General features: G+C 47.5%; 17 protein-coding genes. 13 read left to right on the top strand and 4 right to left on the bottom strand.

Translation table 11 applies throughout. From position 1 onward, the window contains the following. Positions 1 to 73 precede the first annotated feature (73 nt). Complete coding sequence (locus tag C161_RS30325) at positions 74 to 1,549, bottom strand: aminotransferase class I/II-fold pyridoxal phosphate-dependent enzyme (protein WP_036675042.1); 1,476 nt, start codon at positions 1,547 to 1,549, stop codon at positions 74 to 76. A gap of 176 nt (positions 1,550 to 1,725) precedes the next feature. Here C161_RS30325 and C161_RS30330 point away from each other — a divergent pair, with 176 nt between their 5' ends. The 4 genes from C161_RS30330 (at position 1,726) to C161_RS30345 (ending at position 6,555) form a co-directional block, all read left to right on the top strand. Continuing rightward, positions 1,726 to 3,018, top strand: a complete 1,293-nt coding sequence (locus tag C161_RS30330) for an MFS transporter (protein WP_036674871.1) — start codon at positions 1,726 to 1,728, stop codon at positions 3,016 to 3,018. A 253-nt stretch (positions 3,019 to 3,271) separates the two neighbouring features. After that, positions 3,272 to 3,871 carry a hypothetical protein gene (locus C161_RS30335; RefSeq protein ID WP_036614719.1) on the top strand — a complete coding sequence of 200 codons (600 nt, stop codon included), beginning with the start codon at positions 3,272 to 3,274 and terminating at the stop codon, positions 3,869 to 3,871. A 172-nt stretch (positions 3,872 to 4,043) separates the two neighbouring features. Continuing rightward, on the top strand, positions 4,044 to 5,453 hold the full coding sequence (gene gndA / locus C161_RS30340; protein WP_036614715.1) for an NADP-dependent phosphogluconate dehydrogenase: 1,410 nt from the start codon (positions 4,044 to 4,046) through the stop codon (positions 5,451 to 5,453). Between the two features lie 592 nt (positions 5,454 to 6,045). Then, positions 6,046 to 6,555 carry a shikimate kinase gene (locus C161_RS30345; protein ID WP_036614703.1) on the top strand — a complete coding sequence of 170 codons (510 nt, stop codon included), beginning with the start codon at positions 6,046 to 6,048 and terminating at the stop codon, positions 6,553 to 6,555. A 136-nt stretch (positions 6,556 to 6,691) separates the two neighbouring features. Here C161_RS30345 and C161_RS30350 read toward each other — a convergent pair whose 3' ends face one another. After that, a complete protein-coding gene (locus C161_RS30350) occupies positions 6,692 to 6,997 on the bottom strand; it encodes a rhodanese-like domain-containing protein (RefSeq protein ID WP_017687407.1) in 306 nt (101 codons plus the stop codon). A 105-nt stretch (positions 6,998 to 7,102) separates the two neighbouring features. Between C161_RS30350 and aroA the strand changes: the two genes are divergently transcribed. The 4 genes from aroA to ptsP all read left to right on the top strand — a co-directional run bounded on the left by aroA (position 7,103) and on the right by ptsP (position 12,728). Further along, positions 7,103 to 8,398, top strand: a complete 1,296-nt coding sequence (gene aroA, locus C161_RS30355) for a 3-phosphoshikimate 1-carboxyvinyltransferase (protein ID WP_017687408.1) — start codon at positions 7,103 to 7,105, stop codon at positions 8,396 to 8,398. A gap of 61 nt (positions 8,399 to 8,459) precedes the next feature. Then, complete coding sequence (locus C161_RS30360; RefSeq protein WP_017687409.1) at positions 8,460 to 8,894, top strand: CoA-binding protein; 435 nt, start codon at positions 8,460 to 8,462, stop codon at positions 8,892 to 8,894. Positions 8,895 to 9,090: 196 nt separating this feature from the next. Then, positions 9,091 to 10,971, top strand: coding sequence for a glucose PTS transporter subunit IIA (locus C161_RS30365; protein ID WP_036674872.1), 1,881 nt, complete (start codon positions 9,091 to 9,093; stop codon positions 10,969 to 10,971). Beyond that, the gene (ptsP, locus tag C161_RS30370; protein WP_036674873.1) at positions 10,968 to 12,728 is read left to right on the top strand and encodes a phosphoenolpyruvate--protein phosphotransferase; all 1,761 of its coding nucleotides are present in this window, start codon (positions 10,968 to 10,970) and stop codon (positions 12,726 to 12,728) included. The genes C161_RS30365 and ptsP overlap by 4 nt, the downstream gene beginning before the upstream one ends. 120 nt (positions 12,729 to 12,848) lie before the next feature. On the opposite strand, the gene C161_RS30375 is transcribed toward ptsP, so the two are convergent. Further along, a complete protein-coding gene (locus tag C161_RS30375) occupies positions 12,849 to 13,373 on the bottom strand; it encodes a type 1 glutamine amidotransferase domain-containing protein (protein ID WP_036674874.1) in 525 nt (174 codons plus the stop codon). A 186-nt stretch (positions 13,374 to 13,559) separates the two neighbouring features. Here C161_RS30375 and C161_RS30380 point away from each other — a divergent pair, with 186 nt between their 5' ends. The 4 genes from C161_RS30380 to C161_RS30395 all read left to right on the top strand — a co-directional run bounded on the left by C161_RS30380 (position 13,560) and on the right by C161_RS30395 (position 16,454). Beyond that, positions 13,560 to 14,063, top strand: a complete 504-nt coding sequence (locus C161_RS30380; protein WP_235193983.1) for a hypothetical protein — start codon at positions 13,560 to 13,562, stop codon at positions 14,061 to 14,063. 122 nt (positions 14,064 to 14,185) lie between these two features. Continuing rightward, positions 14,186 to 14,533, top strand: a complete 348-nt coding sequence (gene ytxJ / locus C161_RS30385) for a bacillithiol system redox-active protein YtxJ (protein ID WP_036674876.1) — start codon at positions 14,186 to 14,188, stop codon at positions 14,531 to 14,533. Between the two features lie 92 nt (positions 14,534 to 14,625). Further along, positions 14,626 to 15,639, top strand: coding sequence for a catabolite control protein A (gene ccpA, locus C161_RS30390; protein ID WP_036674877.1), 1,014 nt, complete (start codon positions 14,626 to 14,628; stop codon positions 15,637 to 15,639). Between the two features lie 119 nt (positions 15,640 to 15,758). Next, positions 15,759 to 16,454, top strand: coding sequence for a 5'-methylthioadenosine/adenosylhomocysteine nucleosidase (locus tag C161_RS30395; protein ID WP_036674878.1), 696 nt, complete (start codon positions 15,759 to 15,761; stop codon positions 16,452 to 16,454). A gap of 135 nt (positions 16,455 to 16,589) precedes the next feature. Here C161_RS30395 and C161_RS30400 read toward each other — a convergent pair whose 3' ends face one another. After that, complete coding sequence (locus tag C161_RS30400) at positions 16,590 to 17,222, bottom strand: GNAT family N-acetyltransferase (RefSeq protein WP_036674879.1); 633 nt, start codon at positions 17,220 to 17,222, stop codon at positions 16,590 to 16,592. Between the two features lie 299 nt (positions 17,223 to 17,521). Between C161_RS30400 and acsA the strand changes: the two genes are divergently transcribed. Next, entirely contained in the window at positions 17,522 to 19,246 is a 1,725-nt protein-coding gene (gene acsA / locus C161_RS30405; protein WP_036674880.1) for an acetate--CoA ligase, read from the top strand. The last annotated feature ends 207 nt before the right edge of the window (positions 19,247 to 19,453 follow it).

Here is a 19,453-nt window from a genome sequence, read left to right on the forward strand (position 1 = left end):
CATAAAATAAAAACGGACCAAGCTAGGGCTTGGTCCTTTAAGTTTATCCCCTGCACAGCGCAAGGAGGTTGTTCTAGAAAATGGCATCGGCTTCCACGATCACTTTAACGTTGGTTACGCTGCGATCTTCGGGTCCTTTGACGGGTAATCCAACTTCGACATGATCGATGATGTAGTCGATGTTTTCCTGGGTGATAACCTCACCCGGTAACAGGATCGGAATTCCTGGCGGATAGACATAGATGAATTCCGAGATAATACGTCCTGCGGATTCCTTAAACGGAATCACTTCGGTATCACCGTAGAATGCATCACGTGGAGTCAGCATCAACTGTGGAATATCCGGAACTTTTACGACCAGTTCATGGGCCGGGTTCACTTGATAATAGGTACGGGAGAGATCCTGCAAAGCGTTCAGCAAGATATCCACACTATTATCCGTATCTCCTGGCGTAATGAGACACAGAATATTGTACATATCACTAAGTTCGACCTCAATGTTGTAATGTTCACGCAGCCAGTTCTCTGTCTCATACCCTGTAATACCCAGATGGCGAACATGGATCGTTACCTTGGTTGGATCATAGTTGAAGGTCGCTTCTGTACCCAGCAGCTCTCTACCGAAGCAATACAGGCCATCCATATCGTTAATCGAACGTCTGGCAAACTCAGCTAGTTCAATCGCCTTCTGTGCAATCTCACGACCGTGGAGTGCCAGGTTACGTCTTGATGTATCGAGTGAAGCAAGCAAAATGTATGAAGTTGATGTTGAGGTGAGCAGACTCAGGATCGTCTGTACACGCTGTGGATTTACGAACCCATTCTTGGTATTCAGGTTGAGTACGGAACTCTGTGTCATGGAGCCACCAAGCTTGTGAACACTGGTTGCAGCCATATCGGCACCTGCTGCCATCGCAGACAGTGGCAGATCCTCATGGAAATGAATGAGTACGCCATGGGCTTCATCAACAAGCACAGGGACTTGATAACTGTGTGCCAGCTCAACAATCTCTTTCAGATCGGTAACCACGCCGTAATAAGTCGGGTTAATTACAAGCAATGCCTTGGCATCCGGATGACGCTCCAGTGCGCGACGGATAGACTGTGTGGTCACTCCGTGGTCAATGCCCAGATTGGGATCTTGTGAAGGAGAAACAAATACGGGTTTGGCGCCTGAGAAAATAATCGCGGACAGAACCGATTTATGCACATTACGGGGCACAATAATTTTGTCACCCGGTGAGCATACAGACAGAATCATGGTCATAATGGCACTGCTTGTGCCTTGTACACTAAAATAGGTATAATCGGCTCCGAAGGCATCTGCTGCCAAAATCTGTGCTTCCTGAATGACACCGGTTGGCTGATGCAGGTCATCCAACGGTGCGATGTTAATCAAATCTATGGAGAAGGCATTATCGCCAATAAATTCACGGAATTCGGTATCCGCTCCCAATCCTTTTTTATGGCCCGGAATATGAAACTGTACCGGATTGAGTGCCGCATGATTTTTTAAAGCGGTAAACAGCGGCGTACGGTGGTGATTCATCAGTGCTGTCACAACCCTTCCTAATAAAATTGGTAAACAAAGATGAGTATAGCAAATTAAGAACCGAATGCAACAGTATAATCGACAATTTTTTGAATTGCCGAGATTTGGACACATTCCCCACGGTTACACTAAGGATAGGGAATAGGCAAATGAACGCCGAAAGGGGAAAAAGAATGCAAACCGATACAAAACCAGCCAAAATTTTGCGATCACCATTTTTTATCGCGATGTGGCTGACACTTTTTCTAGTTGAAATTATCAAAGGGGCCCTGTTGGTAGCAGTTCTGCCGGTGTATATGGACAATATACTGGGTCTGTCTGCAGGCGTCATTGGTGTGGCATTTGCTCTTCAATATTTGGGAGATAATCTGTTTCGGGCGCCTTCCGGCTGGGCAGCAGAACGGATCGGGTTCCGCGCAACGATGGTTACAGCATTAATCTGTACCTTAATCGCTGTTATTATGATCCTTTTTCTCAAAAGTGCCGTTGGACTGGCCATGGCCTGTCTGATTCTTGGCATTGGTACGTCACCGCTCTGGCCTTGCGCCATGACAGGGGTGACGGCGATGTCAGGCCCACAGAACAAGAATGGTACAGCAATGGGGGCGCTGGAGATGGCTGCTCTCGGCGGAACGGGGCTTGGACCTATAGGCATGAACTGGCTGCTGGAGCGCACGCATCATGATTATCGCACCATTTTTCTTGTATTAATGGGGTGTGCCATTCTCGTTATTCTGGTGGCCATGATTCTTCCTGGACGTGTCATTGTTGAAGGCGAGCATGCCGAGCAAGCAGCGAAGAATAGTGATGTGAAATATCCAGCCAAACCGAATTTGCTCACACCGTTCATCCGGCTGCAAAAGAGTGTGAAGGGTACACTGCAACGAGTGCGCAGCACGCTTAATGTCAATCCACTGGTGTATCCTGCACTGTTTATGCAGTCGTTTGTCATCGGGCTGCTCAGTCCAGTAATCACGCTATATACACGCACAGATCTGCACATCTCGCCGAACCTTTACAGTTTGTTGCTGATTGCGGGTGGTGGAATAACTGTTATTGCCTTACTGCCTGTAGGTAAAATGGTAGACAGGTTTGGCACGAAACCGTTCCTGAACATTGGTTTTTTGATGGCGGCGGCCAGTCTGTTTGCATTCTCCTCCATAACATCCATTCCGGTGGTGTTTGGTGTTGTCATGCTGGTGGGCATCAGTTATGCCATGATTTTGCCCGCCTGGAATGCTTTTGTAGCCACACTGATTCCCAAAGGAGAGCGGGGAGCGATCTGGGGATTTTTCCTTACATTGCAGGGATCAGGCATGGTTGTAGGACCTATTGTTTCTGGACTGCTGTGGGACCACGTGAGCCATCCGGCTCCATTCATCGGCAGTGCCATCGTCATGGCAGGACTTGCCGTTGTGCACTTTGTGTTATCCCGCAATCCGTTTCGCACTGCTCCGGCCAAATAAGCAAAAGAAAAGGGAGTCCCACCAACCGTCTTGGTTGTGGGGCTCCCTTTTTCGCGTCCAATATATCACGATAATCGGGGGCTTGCCCCTGTGCGTCTGCGGAAAGCTGCAATCCGGCGGTCCTTTCGGTGAAAAATAGTCAAATAACCAAGTACCCTTACATAAAATGAAGTATAAAATAGGGTAAGCCGATTGAGTAGAAGCGATTGAAGACGAGGGCCGGAGTTGATCCGGTACAGATGGAGGGAGTGCCGTGAATAAGAGTTATGAAGTTGAATATTGCAATCTGGAGCTGCGGTTCAACCGTCGGCATATCCAAAATTTGATCAGAGACCTTATTCGTGAGGGATATTCACTATATTGGAGCGAGGACGAATCCTTTTTTATCCTGTCAGTCCGGACCGGCCGCAAGCTGGTAAAGCTCCGCTTTCAACAGACACGCACGGGGAACTACAAGATGACTGGGGATTATATCATTAAGGATGCAAAACTTGCAGAGTGGCTGGAGAAGCTGATTGGAGATACACGCGGGCATGCAGTTGTGAAGCGGTTTAAGGATCAGCAGATGACTGTGGAGAACATTTTATTCGGTGAAGTCATTCGGCTCGTGGAAGTGTCTGGGTTCAAACAGCGTGTCATTTTTCAAAAGGAACCTGCGCCGACGGCGGAAGAGATGGAAGAAATGTTCCTCTCGCGTGAAGGCGAGGAAAGGCTCATGTTGTTGCGCATGGAAGTAGACGATGAACTGGAGCGCCTCTACACGGCCATGCAGATGGATAATATCGAAAAAGCAAATGCTTGCCGTCAAGTCTTAAAACAGTTGTCTGGACATCTGTTAATGTTGGAAGGATGACAAGATACGGCCGTATTTATGAAAATACGATGAACACCTCAGCAGATTGGGGTGTTTTCTCGTTGCGTAGCTGTGCCACGGGGTTCACTTCTATACATAAAACCGTTAAAATGGGAGTATTGTTGAGAATTTATTTCAATAAAATTAATTGGAGCAAAGGATGGAGGACCAGATGACAAAACAACAAATTGGCGTAATTGGCCTGGCTGTCATGGGCAAAAATTTGGCCCTTAACATTGAAAGCAAAGGTTTCTCAGTATCGGTATTTAACCGTTCCCCCGAGAAAACCAATGATCTTCTGAAAGAAGCTGAAGGTAAAAACCTGACAGGCTCATTCTCCATTGAAGAGTTCGTAGCATCCCTGGAATCCCCGCGCAAAATTTTGATCATGGTACAAGCTGGTAAAGCGACCGACGCTACCATTGAACAACTGCTTCCTCACCTGGATGAGGGCGACATCATCATTGATGGAGGGAACGCATACTTCCCTGACACGCAACGTCGCAGCAAAGAGTTGGAAGACAAAGGCATTCGTTTCATCGGTACAGGTGTATCCGGTGGTGAAGAAGGCGCACTGAAAGGCCCTTCCATCATGCCAGGTGGACAGGAAAGTGCTTATAAACTGGTTGAACCGATCCTGACGGCAATCTCGGCCAAAGTCGGTGACGATCCATGTTGTACATATATTGGACCAGACGGTGCCGGACACTATGTGAAAATGGTGCATAACGGTATCGAGTACGGAGATATGCAGTTGATTGGTGAAGCGTACCACTTGCTCAAATCCGTATTGAACGTTTCCGTTGAAGAGCTGCATGCGATCTTTACGGAATGGAATCAAGGAGAGCTGGATAGCTACCTGATCGAAATCACGGCAGATATCTTCTCTAAATACGATCCGGAAACCGGCAAACCAATGGTTGACGTTATTCTGGACGCTGCTGGACAAAAAGGAACAGGTAAATGGACAAGCCAAAGTGCGCTGGATCTCGGCGTTCCATTGTCCATGATTACAGAATCCGTATTCTCCCGTTTCCTGTCTGCCATGAAGGACGAGCGTGTAGCAGCTAGCAAAATCCTGAATGGACCAGCGACTGAAGCGTTCTCCGGCGACAAAAAAGCGTTCATCGAGAGCGTTCGTAAAGCATTGTTTGCAAGTAAAATCGTATCCTACGCACAAGGATTTGCACAAATGCGTGCAGCTTCCGACGAGTATGGCTGGGATCTGAAATACGGCAACATTGCCATGATCTTCCGCGGTGGCTGCATCATCCGTTCGCAGTTCCTGCAAAACATTAAAGAAGCTTATGATAAAGATGCAGCTCTGAAAAACCTGCTCTTGGATCCTTACTTCCAAAACATCGTTGAGTCTTATCAAGGCGCATGGCGTGAAGTTGTAGCGGCTGCTGTAAAACAAGGTGTTCCGGTACCTGGCTTCTCCAGCGCTCTTTCTTACTACGACAGCTACCGTACAGAGCGTTTGCCAGCAAACTTGCTGCAAGCTCAACGTGACTACTTCGGTGCTCACACGTTCAAACGTGTGGACAAAGAAGGCAGCTTCCACCACAATTGGATGGAGTAGTACCACATATACAATTCTATTATGATTTGGCTAGTGCCCCTTTAAGTGGCAGGTTTGGCCTGCTAAGGGGCTCAAAAGAGGTTTGGCGTTCCGGTGATTGCCGGTTAACGCTAGGCCTCTTTTTTACTGTGTTATACAGTAATAGTGTTTATGGAGAAGATATGTAGCTGGTTCTAGACCTAATGAACAGGAGACACTCTATTTTGGCAAAATGAGCCGGTTCTATTTTTTAACGAACTCAGAAGGCCTATTCAGATAATTCGTAGCGAGATGTCGAGGTTTTGACGGTGATTTTTTGAAATAAGTTTACTGAGATTCGTTAGAAGTTTAACTGCTCCTATTTTAGGTAAAAAAGCTCATAGGAGTTCGTTAGGTTGCTGGATGGTTACTATTTTAGACGTTTGGGTGCTCAAAACTGCTTGAGGGTGATCTGACGTAGGCTCAGACGCCGGGAGTTACTTAATCTGTCTTGGAAGTACTTGCGGATGGTCGAAAGGAAGTCGGTAAGGAGATGGTCTTTCCCAGTCCGCAGGGCTGTGTTATGATAGGACAAAAGTGCTCACGAATTGCTTGAATTAAAGGAGTGTACACCTTGAGCAAGTCTAACAATATTATTCTCATTGGTATGATGGGAACCGGCAAATCAACCGTCGCTGACATGCTTGCACGCGAGCTTGGTTATCGATTGATTGATGTAGACGCCGCGGTGGAAAAAGAGGAAGGCTGTACGATTCCGGAATTGTTCACTGGCAAGGGAGAGACGTATTTCCGTGATGCCGAGAGCCGCATGTTATGCTCGGTGCTGGAGAAGAAGTCACAGGTCATAGCGACCGGAGGTGGCGTGGTGCTGCGTTCGGATAATTGTGACGTGATGTTGAAAAATGGTTGGGTTGTTGCCTTGACTGCTGATCCGGCAGTGATTGTAGAGCGTGTTAGTGGCTGTGACAATCGCCCACTCCTCGCGGGTAATGCAGAGGAACGCATTCAGGCAATTATGGAAGAACGGAAAGACGCATACCGGTTCGCACATTATACGGTGGATACAACGGAGTTATCCGCTGCTGAAGTGACTCGTTTAATTTTAGCGCATTACCGCGTCTAAGCTTGTTATCATCGAAGTTTGATGGTTGATAGGTGGTGGCGGATATAACAAAACGGGCCATATAGGCCCGTTTCTAGGAGTGGAGCAGAGCAGAGGTCACAAGGTTACAAATGACTTCACTTCGCTCCGGGTTTCTCTAGTCTTCCTGTTGCCACTGAAGCATACCGCCGACCATGTTTGTACAGCCTTCATATCCCAGTTGCTGCAGATATTCACATGCACGCTCACTGCGGTAACCGCTACGACAGATGATCACGATCTCGCCTGATTTCTCAATCTCAGACAGTCGGTCCGGAATCTGTCCAAGCGGAATATGCTTGGCTCCTTCGATCATGCCTTGCGCGACTTCATCGTCCTCGCGGACGTCTATCATCTGCAGCTTCTCTCCCGCCTGTAAACGGCGGCGCAGCTCAGACGTTTCAATTTCAGCTATTTGTGTCATATTCAGGTCCTCTTTTCTGTATGGACTTAACGCTATAATGATACCCAAGCGATGCACGGAATGTCAATTTGGCCACAATATAATCAATGAAGGAGAATTTCATCCATGGACGTTATTGTTAAACCAACCCCCACTCTGAACGGGGAAATCGGGGCTCTGTCCTCTAAAAACTACACGACTCGCTATTTGCTGGCTGCTGCGCTGGCAGAAGGCACAAGTACTATTCATTTCCCGGCACACAGTGAAGACAGTGACGCCATGCGCAGATGTATTCGCGATCTGGGGGCAGTACTTGAAGAAGACGACAGCAAGATTGTGATCCAGGGTTTTGGCAGTCATCCCCGTGATGTGCGTGAATTAAATGTTGGGAATGCGGGTGCTGTACTTCGTTTCCTGATGGGCGTTACAGCGCTCTGCCCTGAAGTTACTTTTGTGAATACGTACCCGGATTCGCTGGGCAAACGTCCACATGATGACCTGATCGATGCGCTTGGTCAATTGGGTGTAGATGTACAGCATGAACAAGGACGCCTGCCGATTACAATCAAGGGTGGCAATGCCAAGGGTGGACACATTCGTGTATCCGGCTCCGTCAGCTCCCAATATCTGAGTGCGTTGTTGTTTGTAACTCCGTTGCTTGCAGAAGACAGCACCATTGAAGTACTGAATGACCTGAAGTCCAAGGTCGTTATCGGACAGACGCTGGAAGTGCTGGAGCAGGCAGGTATCGTTATCCATGCAAGTGATGATTATATGTCCTTCCGTGTACCAGGTGGACAGGCTTACCAACCAACGACCTACACAGTTCAAGGGGATTATCCCGGCTCAGCAGCGGTTCTTGCCGCAGCAGCGGTTACACAGTCCGATGTGAAAATTCTGCGCCTGATGGAGCAGAGCAAACAGGGTGAACGTGCCATCGTTGACGTGCTGCGCATGATGGAAGTGCCATTGACACATGAGAACGATGTTGTACATGTTCAAGGTAATGGCAGACTGAAAGCGATCGAATTCGACGGGGATGCCGCGACGGATGCCGTTTTGGCTATGGTAGCCGCAGCTGTGTTTGCGGAAGGCACGTCACGGTTCTATAATGTAGAGAACCTGCGTTACAAGGAATGTGACCGAATCACCGATTATTTGAACGAACTGCGGAAGGCAGGAGCGAACGTTGAAGAGCGTCAAGCTGAGATTATCGTTCATGGACGTCCAGAAGGCGTTGAAGGCGGCGTTGAGATTAACGCTCACTACGATCATCGCGTAATTATGGCGCTCACTGTTGTTGGTCTGCGTTCCAAGGAGCCGCTTCGTATTCGGGATGCACACCATGTAGCCAAGTCTTATCCGCAATATTTCGATCATTTGCAGGCGCTTGGCGCCTCGGTTCAATGGGTAAAAGAGTAAATAACTGAAAACCTGTTTTTTTTGAACACGCACTTTAATCAGAAAAGGATGGTGCTTGAACATGGAATTTAACAACCCTACTCGTGAAGAAATTGGACAACTTTTGCGCAAGGCAGGCAACATCGCAGTCGTCGGCTTATCAGACAAATCAGATCGCACTTCCTATATGGTGGCAGAAGCCATGCAGAGCAGAGGTTATCGCATCATCCCGGTTAATCCACAGGTGCAAGGTGAAATCCTGGGAGAGACGGTATATGCTACACTCGCGGATATCCCAGAGCCGGTAGACATTGTCAATGTGTTTCGTCGCGAAGAGTTTTGCGCGGATGTCGCTCGTGACGCCGCTGCCATCAAAGCAAATGTTCTATGGTTGCAGCTTGGCATCCATAGTGATGAAGCGGTCCAGATTGCTGCAGAGAACGGCATGACAGCGGTAACGAATCGTTGTATCAAGGTAGAGGATTCCATCGTTCTGCGCGGCGCTGGACGCGGCTGAGAGGCTCGTTCACCTGTGATCGGATGATCTCCTGATCTGTCCCAATTGAATGAACATAGGATGAATCCCGTTAACTTGAAGTTGACGGGATTTTTTCTGTTCTATTTTTGACGTATTAATTACCAATTGGTTACTGTTTTGCTTTGACAAAACGTTGCGTAAAGCTTACCATCTAGGATAGAAAGGAGAGGTCGCCATGAATTGGCTCGGATCCTTGCAGCAGCTCGGACGAGCGGTAATGCTGCCTACAATGGTCCTGCCCGCCGCCGCAATTTTGCTCAGTGTTGGCAGTCTGCCTTGGGACGCCTGGGGATTGGATATTGTCGGTGAAGTGTCTACCGTGGCCGGACACGGTATTTTTTATTTCTTACCGTATCTGTTCGCTGTCGGTGTAGCACTGGGACTCTCCAACCAGGCCGGACAAGCGGGACTTGCTGCTCTGGCTGGTATCGTGATATATGATCAGGTGACTCGGAACTTCGGGGATGGCACCGTTCAGCCCGCTTCCTTAATCGGAATCATACTCGGCGCGCTTGCCGGTGGGATGCATAATCGGTTTAAAAGCATTAAACTGCCTGAAATTTTACAATTTTTTGGAGGTTCAAGGTTTGTTTTGCTCATTGTCGGACTCTGTTCGGCATTGTTCTCCTGTTTTATGTTATGGCTCGCTCCGATCCTACAGCATGGACTGAACGGCATTGCTACCTGGGAATACAGTCTCGGGGGTTTTGGACTATTCATCTACGGAGTGTTATACAGGGTGCTGGTTGCTTTTGGGCTTCATCACCTGCTTAACAATGTGTTTTGGTTCCAGTTAGGGACGTTTGAAACGCCTGATGGTAACATTGTGCAAGGGGATTTGCCCCGATTTTTTGCAGGTGATCCAACAGCAGGATTCTTTATGGCGGGTTTGTTTCCCATCATGATGTTTGCCATTCCGGCAATAGCCTTTGCTATTATTCAGGAAGCCAGGGAAGATCTGAAACCAAAAATCAAGAAAACTTTTCTGACATCGGCACTCGTTTGTTTTCTAACCGGGGTATCGGAACAGATTGAGTTTGCTTTTTTGTTCGCAGCACCTTATCTGTTCATCGTGCATGCAGTGATGTCCGGCGTTGCCATGTGGATTAGTTACTGGCTTGATATCCGGCATGGATTTTCTTACTCCGCAGGTATTATTGATTACATACTCAATTTCCATCTATCGGAGAATGCTTGGAAGCTCATTCCGATTGGCATACTATATGGGCTGGTTTACTACTTCCTGTTCCGATGGGCGATTCGTACGTTCAAGATTCCAACACCAGGACGTGAAGAGGGCTCCATGCTGGAAGATTGGGTAGGTAACATTCCTTATCAGGCACCTTTAATCCTCGAGGCATTGGGTGGGAAGAGTAACATTGTACAGGTTGAAGCATGTATTACACGTCTTCGCCTGACTGTGCATGATGACCGCCTGATCGACACGGGTGCCATGAAGAGTATGGGGTCTGCTGGACTGATCAAGCTGGGTGGCGGTAACGTACAGGTGGTATTCGGTACCTACTCGGAATTGATTCGGGAAGAAATCGCGAAGCTGCTGGAAAGAGATCTGCAACAGGTTCTGTTCTGTGCCCCCGTTCAGGGCAAAATGCTCCCGATTGAAGAGGTGCCGGATCAGATCTTTGCAGCCAAGCTTGTCGGTGATGGTGTAGCCTTTGTTCCGGAAAAGGGAGAGCTGGTCTCACCCGTGTACGGAACGATTATGCACTTGTACCCGACCATGCATGCCTTGGGTATATCTACCCGTGAGGGGCTTGAAGTGTTACTGCATATCGGCATCGATACCTCTCAGTTGAAAGGCCATTTTGAAGCTTTTGTTCAGGAGGGCGATACGGTGGAGCCGGGGCAGTTGTTGATCAAGTTTGATCTGGCAGTACTCCGCGAGCAAGCGGCGTCACTAACAACACCAATGGTAATTACGAATCCAGATCGTGTAAAATCATGGAGTTTTGCTCCATTTAAGCAAGTTAAGAAAGGTCAGGCATCCGTTATGTCCGTGGTGCTCTATGACAGGAACGTTGGAGGGGTAGAATGAAGATACAAGGCATCAACGGAGCTGCAGGCATAGCCATCGGCAAAGCATTTGTCCTGCCCAGTTGGGAATGGGATCTGCCGGATCAGAAGATGGATTCGGTGGATCTCGCCCAAGAGTTCGAACGGCTGTATGAGGGCATACGGACATCAAAGGATGAGATCGAATATATCAAAAATGAGTTCAAGGAAGTTGTTGGTCCAGAGGAGTCCAGTATCTTTGATGCACATCTGGCAATCCTAGAAGATCCGGTATTCATGAACGAAATTCGCGGCATTATTGAGCGTCAATATAAGGCAGCAGAAGTGGCGGTCAAAGAAGCCATAGACCATTTTGTCACGATGTTTGACTTGCTGGAAGACGAGTATATGAAGGAGCGGGCCATTGACATCAAGGATGTGGGTAACCGTCTGCTCAAGCATTTGCTCGGTGCACCGGAGATTACACTTCCTTCCGATACCCAGCCGTATGTACTTGTTGCCAAAGAACTGTCGCCATCTCAACTGGCGCATCTGAATCCCACCCATGTGCTAGGTATTGTGACCTTGATTGGAGGGAAAACATCACATTCCGCGATTATGGCTCGTGCCCTTGGCATTCCTCTCGTTTCCGGTCTGGAAGCGAGTCTTGGCATGCCAGTAGAGACAGGGGATATGCTTGTGGTGGATGGTGACAATGGCTTGGTATTTACGGACCCGGATCGCAAGACAATTGAACGGTATACCATGCTTCGCAGCAAACAACTGAAGAAAAAGGAACAACTTCAAGTCCTTGCTACCGTGGATGCCGTAACCAAAGATGGGGCCGTTTTGCACTTGGCTTCCAATATCAGTTCGGTGAAGGAATTGGACCTTGCTTTGAAACAAGGTGCCAAAGGTGTGGGCTTGTTCCGAACAGAATTCTTGTATATGGACCGTGCTACTTTCCCGGGTGAGCAAGAACAGTATGAGGTGTACCGTCTTGTGGCAGAGAAAACAGCAGGACAATCCGTTGTTATTCGTACACTGGATATCGGTGGTGACAAGCAACTCGATTACTTTGAATTGCCGGAGGAAGACAATCCGTTTCTGGGTTACCGTGCCATTCGGATTAGTCTCGACCGCAAGGATCTGTTCAAAACACAGCTTACAGCCATTCTGCGTGCCAGCGCGGCCGGAAATGTCAAAATTATGTACCCTATGATCTCTTCGGTGGAAGAACTTCAGCAGGCCAATGAGATTCTTCGTGAGGCGATGTCCGATCTGGACGAGCGGGGATTATCATACGACCCTCACATTCAGGTGGGAATTATGATCGAAGTTCCTGCAGCGGTGATGATTGCTGATCTGCTCGCAGAGGAAGCTGATTTCTTCAGTATTGGTACGAACGACCTGGTTCAATATGTACTTGCAGTAGATCGAATGAATGAGCAGATTGCTCATATGTATCACCCCTATCATCCGGCTGTTCTGCGGATGCTTCGTGCGACAGCAGATGCGGCTCATACGGCTGGAATTGATGTCAGTGTGTGCGGAGAGATGGCAGGGGACGAACGTGCCATTCCGCTTTGGTTGGAGCTTGGCATTCGCCACTTGAGTATGTCTCCACAATCCTTGTTACGTGTGAAGCACAGAGTGCTGAACACAACAGCATCGACCGCCAAAGAAGAAGCGCGAAAGTGCTTCGCCTTACGGACCAGCGGAGATATTGAGGAGCGACTACAAGTCTTTAATGACTCTACGGGAAGTCCAGATGAACAAAGTGGTTCGAACGCATCGTAATTAGGGAAAATGGATATAAATACCTTTAAGTTAATATATTTACATTTGTGATAATTATTTGTCGGAAACCTTGTTATATAAAATAACCCCACTGTGCATGAGAGCACAATGGGGTTATTTTTACTTGTCAGCGAGTGCATCACAGAATGCCTTGCCATAAGGGGGAAGGTCAGGCGGACGACGTGCTGAGATGATATGTCCATCAACAACAACGGCTTCATCTTTCCAGATGGCACCTGCATTTTCCATGTCATCCCGAATGCCTGGTGTAGAGGTTACTGTAACTCCGTCCAGAATTTTGGCAGAAATCAGCACCCAGCCGGCATGACAGATCTGTCCAATCGGTTTCCGGTCTGCATTCATTTCCTTTACAAGCTCCAGTACTTTGGGATAACGACGCAGCTTGTCTGGTGCCCAGCCGCCTGGCACGAGAATGCCATCGTAATCTGAACTGTCGAGTTCATCGAAACTGTATTCGGCTTCAGCAGGCACACCATATTTGCCAATATAGGTTTTTCCTTTTTTCTCTCCAGCAAGATGTACTTCTGCACCTTCTTCACGAACCCGATGTACAGGGTACCACAATTCTAAATCCTCGAATTCTTCATCGACCAGAGCGATGACTTTTTTGCCGGTTAATCTCATGTCCATCTCTCCTTTTTGTGGTGATTAGGTCTGTTGCGTCTTTAATTGTAACAGATTCTCCAAGGGACTTCATGGAAGTGCATATTCAGTTTGGAGGAAGCGATTACAAGTCAGTAACTGCCTGCATTCGACAACCTTCATCTGGAGGGAGTGGTAATTTGTGCAACCTTTCGTTTATAGCAGGATTTGAGCCGAAATAGGTCGAATGGTACTTATATAGAGTATAGAACGAATGAGGTGATGGTGGTGCGCAAGTCGTGCAGATGTGGACATGTAATGGAGTTGGAATTAAGAACAGTGGTGTACGCCAAAAAAGTGGAGATTCGAAACGTACCCGTATTTGCGTGTACAGACTGTGTATCATATGAAGTGCTTCCGCCGGTCAAGCCGGACTTAACAGAATGCATAAACACATTGGGTGAACAGCCCGTGAAGCAAGACGTATCTTTTGGTGAACGTAATGAACTGGCAGACCTGTTTCATGAGCTACTGCTGGCCTGGCCGGATGCGACCGATCGGGAGATGGAATATCGAATGCAGCAAGCAGTGGAGGAGCGTATCAATCTGTTACTGGACATTATGGGTTACGCAACGAAGTCTGGTGATGTAGCGTGGATTGAGACCACGGAGCGCAGATTGAGTCAATTATCCGGATTTGTGTGGCAGGAGTACTTCTCAAATGCTGTCTAATTTTGACGTGTAAAATGCTTGTTTTCATGAAAATTGGCTTTTTCGCGCACTTTTTGTTAAGATATCGAAGAGTGAAAACGCTCAACATAGCGGTATTCCTGGTAAAGGGGGATGTATATCTAATGGCTGACATGACTAAAATGACAAGTATTGAACAGCTAAACTCCGCAGTGGAGGCTACCAAGGATCAACCCTTGCTTCTGTTTAAGCATAGCACGCGCTGTCCGATCAGCTCAAACGCTTATCAGGAGATGAACGATTATTTGCTTAACAATGCCAATGAACAAGTGAAATATGGCATCATCTATGTTGTGGAAGATCGCCCGGTATCCAATGAAGCAGCAGACAAGCTGGGTGTTAAGCACGAATCTCCACAGGCGATCCTGATTAAAAAGGGAATTCCTGTATGGCATACTTCCCATTCAGATATTACTAGAACCACACTTACGAATGTTTTGAGTGAGTCCTAAAGCCTATTTTAATTGATTAATGCAAAAATTTGTCGTAATATAAATCTTAATGAAAATGGTATGAAAATTTACTGGTAATGGAGAGAAGTACTGTGACGGTAACCATTTATGATGTGGCACGTGAAGCTGGAGTGTCTATGGCAACGGTATCACGGGTAGTTAATAATAACCCTAATGTCAAACCGCAAACGCGGAAAAAAGTATATGAAGCCATCGAGCGGTTGGGATATCGTCCGAATGCGGTAGCCAGAGGTCTGGCAAGCAAGAAGACAACCACGGTCGGGGTTGTTATTCCGGATATTTCGAACTCAACCTTCGCGGAGATTGCCCGCGGAATTGAAGATATTGCGAATATGTATCACTACAATATTATTTTGTGTAATGCAGATAAGAAGAAAGAAAAAGAAATTCGTGTTATCAACACGTTGCTCGAAAAACAAGTAGACGGACTGCTCTTCATGGGCGGAACAGTAACGGACGAACACATTCAGGCGTTCCAGTCTGCGGCTGTGCCGATTGTACTTTGTGCAACAAGTGATGAGAAGGGCACATTCCCTTCGGTGGATATTGACCATGAGTCGGCTGCGTTTGATGCGGTAAACACTCTGATTCGTCATGGACACAAGGAAATTGCGATGATCAGTGGTACACTGCAAGATCCGGCGAATGGATATGCCCGTTTCCAAGGATACAAAAAAGCACTGGAAGCAGCGGGGATTGAATACCAGGAGGATCTTGTTCGAATTGGTAACTATCGATATGAATCCGGTGTGGAAGCAATGAAATATTTCCTTGGACTCAAGAAAAAACCATCAGCTATCTTTGCTGCTACAGATGAAATGGCCATTGGTGCCATTCACAGCATTCAGGATGACGGTCTGAAAGTACCGGATGACTTCTCCATTATTAGTGTGGATAACATCCGTATGGCTTCAATGGTGCGTCCTCAGTTGACAACAGTGGCTCAGCCAATGTACGACCTTGGCGCAGTAGCGATGCGTTTGCTGACCAAGTTGATGAAGAAAGAAAATGTGGAGAACCCACGGGTTATTTTGCCGCATGAAACGATTCTTCGTCTGTCTGTAAGTCACGCAGATGTAGTTTAATCGGGATTATATACAGTAAGGGAGAAGTCATTCTCTCTACATAGTGGATATGCGAAAGCTCCGGAGACGGAGCTTTTGTGCTGAATTAGTTTAAAAATGAAAACAGGGGGTATCAGAAGATGAGTGAAACGATTGGTATTATCGGAGCGATGGATGAGGAAGTCGAGCTTTTGCTGGCAGGTATGAAGCAGCTTGAGACGGTCAAACAAACCGGCATTACTTACGTTGCGGGCGAGTGGCTGGGCAAGCATATTGTCGTGTGCAAATCCGGCGTAGGTAAAGTAAATGCAGCGGTTACAGCGCAGATATTGATTGATCGTTTTCAAGTTAATCGGATTATCTTCACAGGTGTTGCGGGTGCAGTTAACCCGGAGTTGAACATTGGAGATATGGTTATATCGTCTGTATGTGTTCAGCACGACATGGATGTAACGCCACTGGGGTTCGCACGCGGGGTTATTCCTTACCAGGAGACATCTGCATTCCCTGCCGAGGCTTCGCTTATTACACTGGCTGAAGAAGCGTGTAAAGCTCAGGGAGCCAATTACCTGGTCGGTAAAGTGTTATCTGGAGACCAATTTATTGCGAATAAAGATACGGTTAACATGTTATATACTGAAATGGACGGTGCATGTGCCGAGATGGAAGGGGCAGCAGTTGCCCAGGTCTGTTACATGAATCGAGTACCGTTTGTTGTCCTGCGTGGGATGTCAGATAAAGCGGATGGTTCGGCGCATGTTAACTTTGCTGAATTTACCGTGGAATCTTCTCAGCGTTCACACCGTATTGTGGAGCATATGTTAGAAAATATGTAATGGCATAAATTACGATTGCAATGCCAACCCAAAATCAATGAAAAACCGCCTTTTGATTAGCTGTTCCATGAAGTATGGAGCAACGCTGCGAGAGGCGGTTTTTGTTATGTATATCGTTTGGAACAGATCATTGAATTAGTACATGAACCGATGGCGGAAGCGTACACGATCAAACTGTTCTTCCGATGTGATGGGCACCTGACTTCCGATACGTACCATCAAACAGTTCGCAGGATGTGAACAGATTTCGGGGTCGTCTGTTGCATACCAGGTCATGTCGATCGTTTCCATCAGCCTCTCCATCATTTTGCGATAATCCCATACGTTTAGTCCGCTGCCCTTCAGATCCCAATGCCAATAATATTCTGTGGTGAATATAATGTAGTTCTCCATGTATTTATCTTCCAGAGCGGTAAGCAACATCTCACGTCCAATGCCAAGCGAGCGATAGTTGTCCGCAACCTCGATTGCCCCAAGCTCAATCAGATCAGTCATATTACCCTCGGACCAGCGTTCACAATCATCCGCATAGTGAAAGGTTACATAGCCAATAATGGTTTCATTTTCGTGTGCAATGATAATTCGCCCTTCAGGCAATGCTGCGATCTCGGCCAGAGCTTCCTGTTGCTCCGTTGGGCGCCGAAAGGCATCCAGATCTGGATGGAAGGCAAGACGGGTTATCTCCTCGGCCTGCACGGGGCCTTCAACAGTAATTTGGTGGCCGGACTTGAAGATGGAACGCATATGATGTTCTTTGATATGTTCCATGGTTCATGCTCCTCTCTTTCCTACTTATAGAGGTTGTTCTTCAAAAAGAACGCTATAGCAAAAAATCCAAAAAATTGAAAAGCCATAGACGACAATTGAAAAGATTTGCTATAATTGCGTAGACAAAAAATGTTCACAATTCAATACAGTATAGTTAACATCTGTTTGGCCGAGCAAGTACATGATGAGAAGTTCTCTCTACTAATGTAAGCGCTAACTGGAAGTTCAGTCAACAAAAAGGCAATGAGAAGTGACCCCTAACGGGAATCGAAATGTCGAGTTGAAGGAGGCTGGCAAGCATGAGTCAAGCACATGGTGAGATGCTGCAAACGGTTGTGTCTGAATCTAATCTGGGCGATTACACGGAGGCGAGAAGCCGGTTCGATTGGGAATCGGTGGAAAGGCACTTTACGTGGCACGCCAGCGGAAAAGTTAACATGGCGCATGAAGCGATTGATCGTCATGTACTGGAAGGAAGGGGCGGAAAAACCGCTTTATTGTATAGCGATGCTTCACGTGAAGAGTCCTATACTTTTGCTGATCTGAGTGAACAGTCGAGTCGGTTCGGGAACGTTCTCCGCAAATATGGCATAGCCAAAGGGGAACGAGTGTTTATTTTTATGCCTCGAAGTCCTGAGCTGTATTTTAGTCTCCTGGGTATATTGAAAGCTGGAGCCATCGCGGGCCCGTTGTTCGAAGCTTTTATGGAAACGGCTGTGAAGGATCGGCTGGAGGATAGCGGAGCAGTAGCGCTCGTCACCACTCCGGAATTGCTAAAACGCATCAAACGTTCCGAATTGCCCGAGCTCAAACATATATTTATCGTGGGTGGGGGCGTGCAGACTGAAGAAGGACTCATTGATTTTGATGCAGAGATGTCTGCCGCTTCGGATGAGATGGAAGTAGAGTGGCTGAATCGTGAGGATGGTTTGCTTATTCATTATACCTCAGGCTCTACGGGTAAACCCAAAGGGGTGTACCATGTTCAAAATGCCATGATTCAGCACTATTATACAGGTAAGGTTGTCTTGGATTTACGCGAGGATGATGTATACTGGTGCACTGCTGACCCTGGTTGGGTGACAGGCACCTCTTACGGTATCTTTGCTCCATGGCTCAACGGAGTGACCAATGTGATACGGGGTGGGCGTTTCAGCCCTCAAGATTGGTACAGCACTATCCAGAAGAACAAAGTCACGATCTGGTACAGTGCACCAACGGCCTTCCGTATGCTGATGGGAGCGGGAGAAGAGACCATTGCCCAGCATGATCTGAGCAGTCTGCGTCATGTCATGTCTGTCGGTGAACCGCTCAATCCGGAGGTTGTTCGTTGGGGGTGGAAAGCCTATGGTCAGCGAATTCATGATACATGGTGGATGACGGAAACAGGTGCACAGCTGATCTGTAACTATCCCGGAATGCCGATCAAACCTGGCTCCATGGGACGTCCGTTGCCTGGAATCGAAGCAGCGATTATTGATGAACGCGGGCAGGAATTGCCGCCATACAGTATGGGTAACCTGGCCATACGGGCGCCTTGGCCATCCATGATGGCGAAGATCTGGAATAACCCTGTGAAATACGAGGAGTATTTCAGGCTTACGGGCTGGTATGTATCCGGTGACTCCGCTTATATGGATGAAGAAGGATATTTCTGGTTCCAGGGACGTATTGATGATGTGATTAATTCGTCAGGCGAGCGTATCGGCCCCTTTGAGGTGGAGAGCAAGCTCGTGGAGCATCCTGCGGTAGCTGAGGCGGGTGTAATCGGTAAGCCGGATGTGACACGTGGGGAGATCATCAAGGCCTTTGTGGCGCTTCGTGAAGGATATGAGGCGACACCGGAGCTGAAAGAAGAGATCTATCGTTTTGTTAAAGAGGGCCTGTCTGCCCACGCTGCTCCGCGTGAGATTGAGTTTAAGGATAAACTGCCCAAGACTCGTTCCGGAAAGATCATGCGCCGTGTCCTGAAAGCCTGGGAGCTTGATCTGCCAACAGGAGATCTATCCACCATTGAAGACTAACGCGACAGTGCTAGGATCATCAATGTGGTGCTATCGATACCGATACATTGAGTAGTGGGGAGAAGTTAATACTCTACGAAGCCAAATATAGTGACTCTACCCATTAAAATGGATTGTAAAAGCCTGCTTTATGCCAATGGCATGAAGCAGGCTTTTTGGCTGCTGTAAATACAAATAAAAAGCCGCACACTCAGATACAGTCTGAGG

Source organism: Paenibacillus sp. FSL R5-192 (assembly GCF_000517845.1).
In the GTDB taxonomy this organism is placed as follows: Bacteria; Bacillota; Bacilli; order Paenibacillales; family Paenibacillaceae; genus Paenibacillus; species Paenibacillus amylolyticus.

Excerpts from the sequence above, each read along its gene's own strand:
- ytxJ (WP_036674876.1), top strand. The coding sequence starts at position 14,186 with ATGGCTGACATGACTAAAATGACAAGTATTGAACAGCTAAACTCCGCA.
- C161_RS30395 (WP_036674878.1), top strand. The coding sequence starts at position 15,759 with ATGAGTGAAACGATTGGTATTATCGGAGCGATGGATGAGGAAGTCGAG.
- gndA (WP_036614715.1), top strand. The coding sequence starts at position 4,044 with ATGACAAAACAACAAATTGGCGTAATTGGCCTGGCTGTCATGGGCAAA.
- C161_RS30400 (WP_036674879.1), bottom strand. The coding sequence starts at position 17,222 with ATGGAACATATCAAAGAACATCATATGCGTTCCATCTTCAAGTCCGGC.
- C161_RS30325 (WP_036675042.1), bottom strand. The coding sequence starts at position 1,549 with ATGAATCACCACCGTACGCCGCTGTTTACCGCTTTAAAAAATCATGCG.
- C161_RS30375 (WP_036674874.1), bottom strand. The coding sequence starts at position 13,373 with ATGAGATTAACCGGCAAAAAAGTCATCGCTCTGGTCGATGAAGAATTC.
- C161_RS30365 (WP_036674872.1), top strand. The coding sequence starts at position 9,091 with ATGAATTGGCTCGGATCCTTGCAGCAGCTCGGACGAGCGGTAATGCTG.
- C161_RS30350 (WP_017687407.1), bottom strand. The coding sequence starts at position 6,997 with ATGACACAAATAGCTGAAATTGAAACGTCTGAGCTGCGCCGCCGTTTA.
- aroA (WP_017687408.1), top strand. The coding sequence starts at position 7,103 with ATGGACGTTATTGTTAAACCAACCCCCACTCTGAACGGGGAAATCGGG.
- C161_RS30360 (WP_017687409.1), top strand. The coding sequence starts at position 8,460 with ATGGAATTTAACAACCCTACTCGTGAAGAAATTGGACAACTTTTGCGC.
- C161_RS30330 (WP_036674871.1), top strand. The coding sequence starts at position 1,726 with ATGCAAACCGATACAAAACCAGCCAAAATTTTGCGATCACCATTTTTT.
- ptsP (WP_036674873.1), top strand. The coding sequence starts at position 10,968 with ATGAAGATACAAGGCATCAACGGAGCTGCAGGCATAGCCATCGGCAAA.
- acsA (WP_036674880.1), top strand. The coding sequence starts at position 17,522 with ATGAGTCAAGCACATGGTGAGATGCTGCAAACGGTTGTGTCTGAATCT.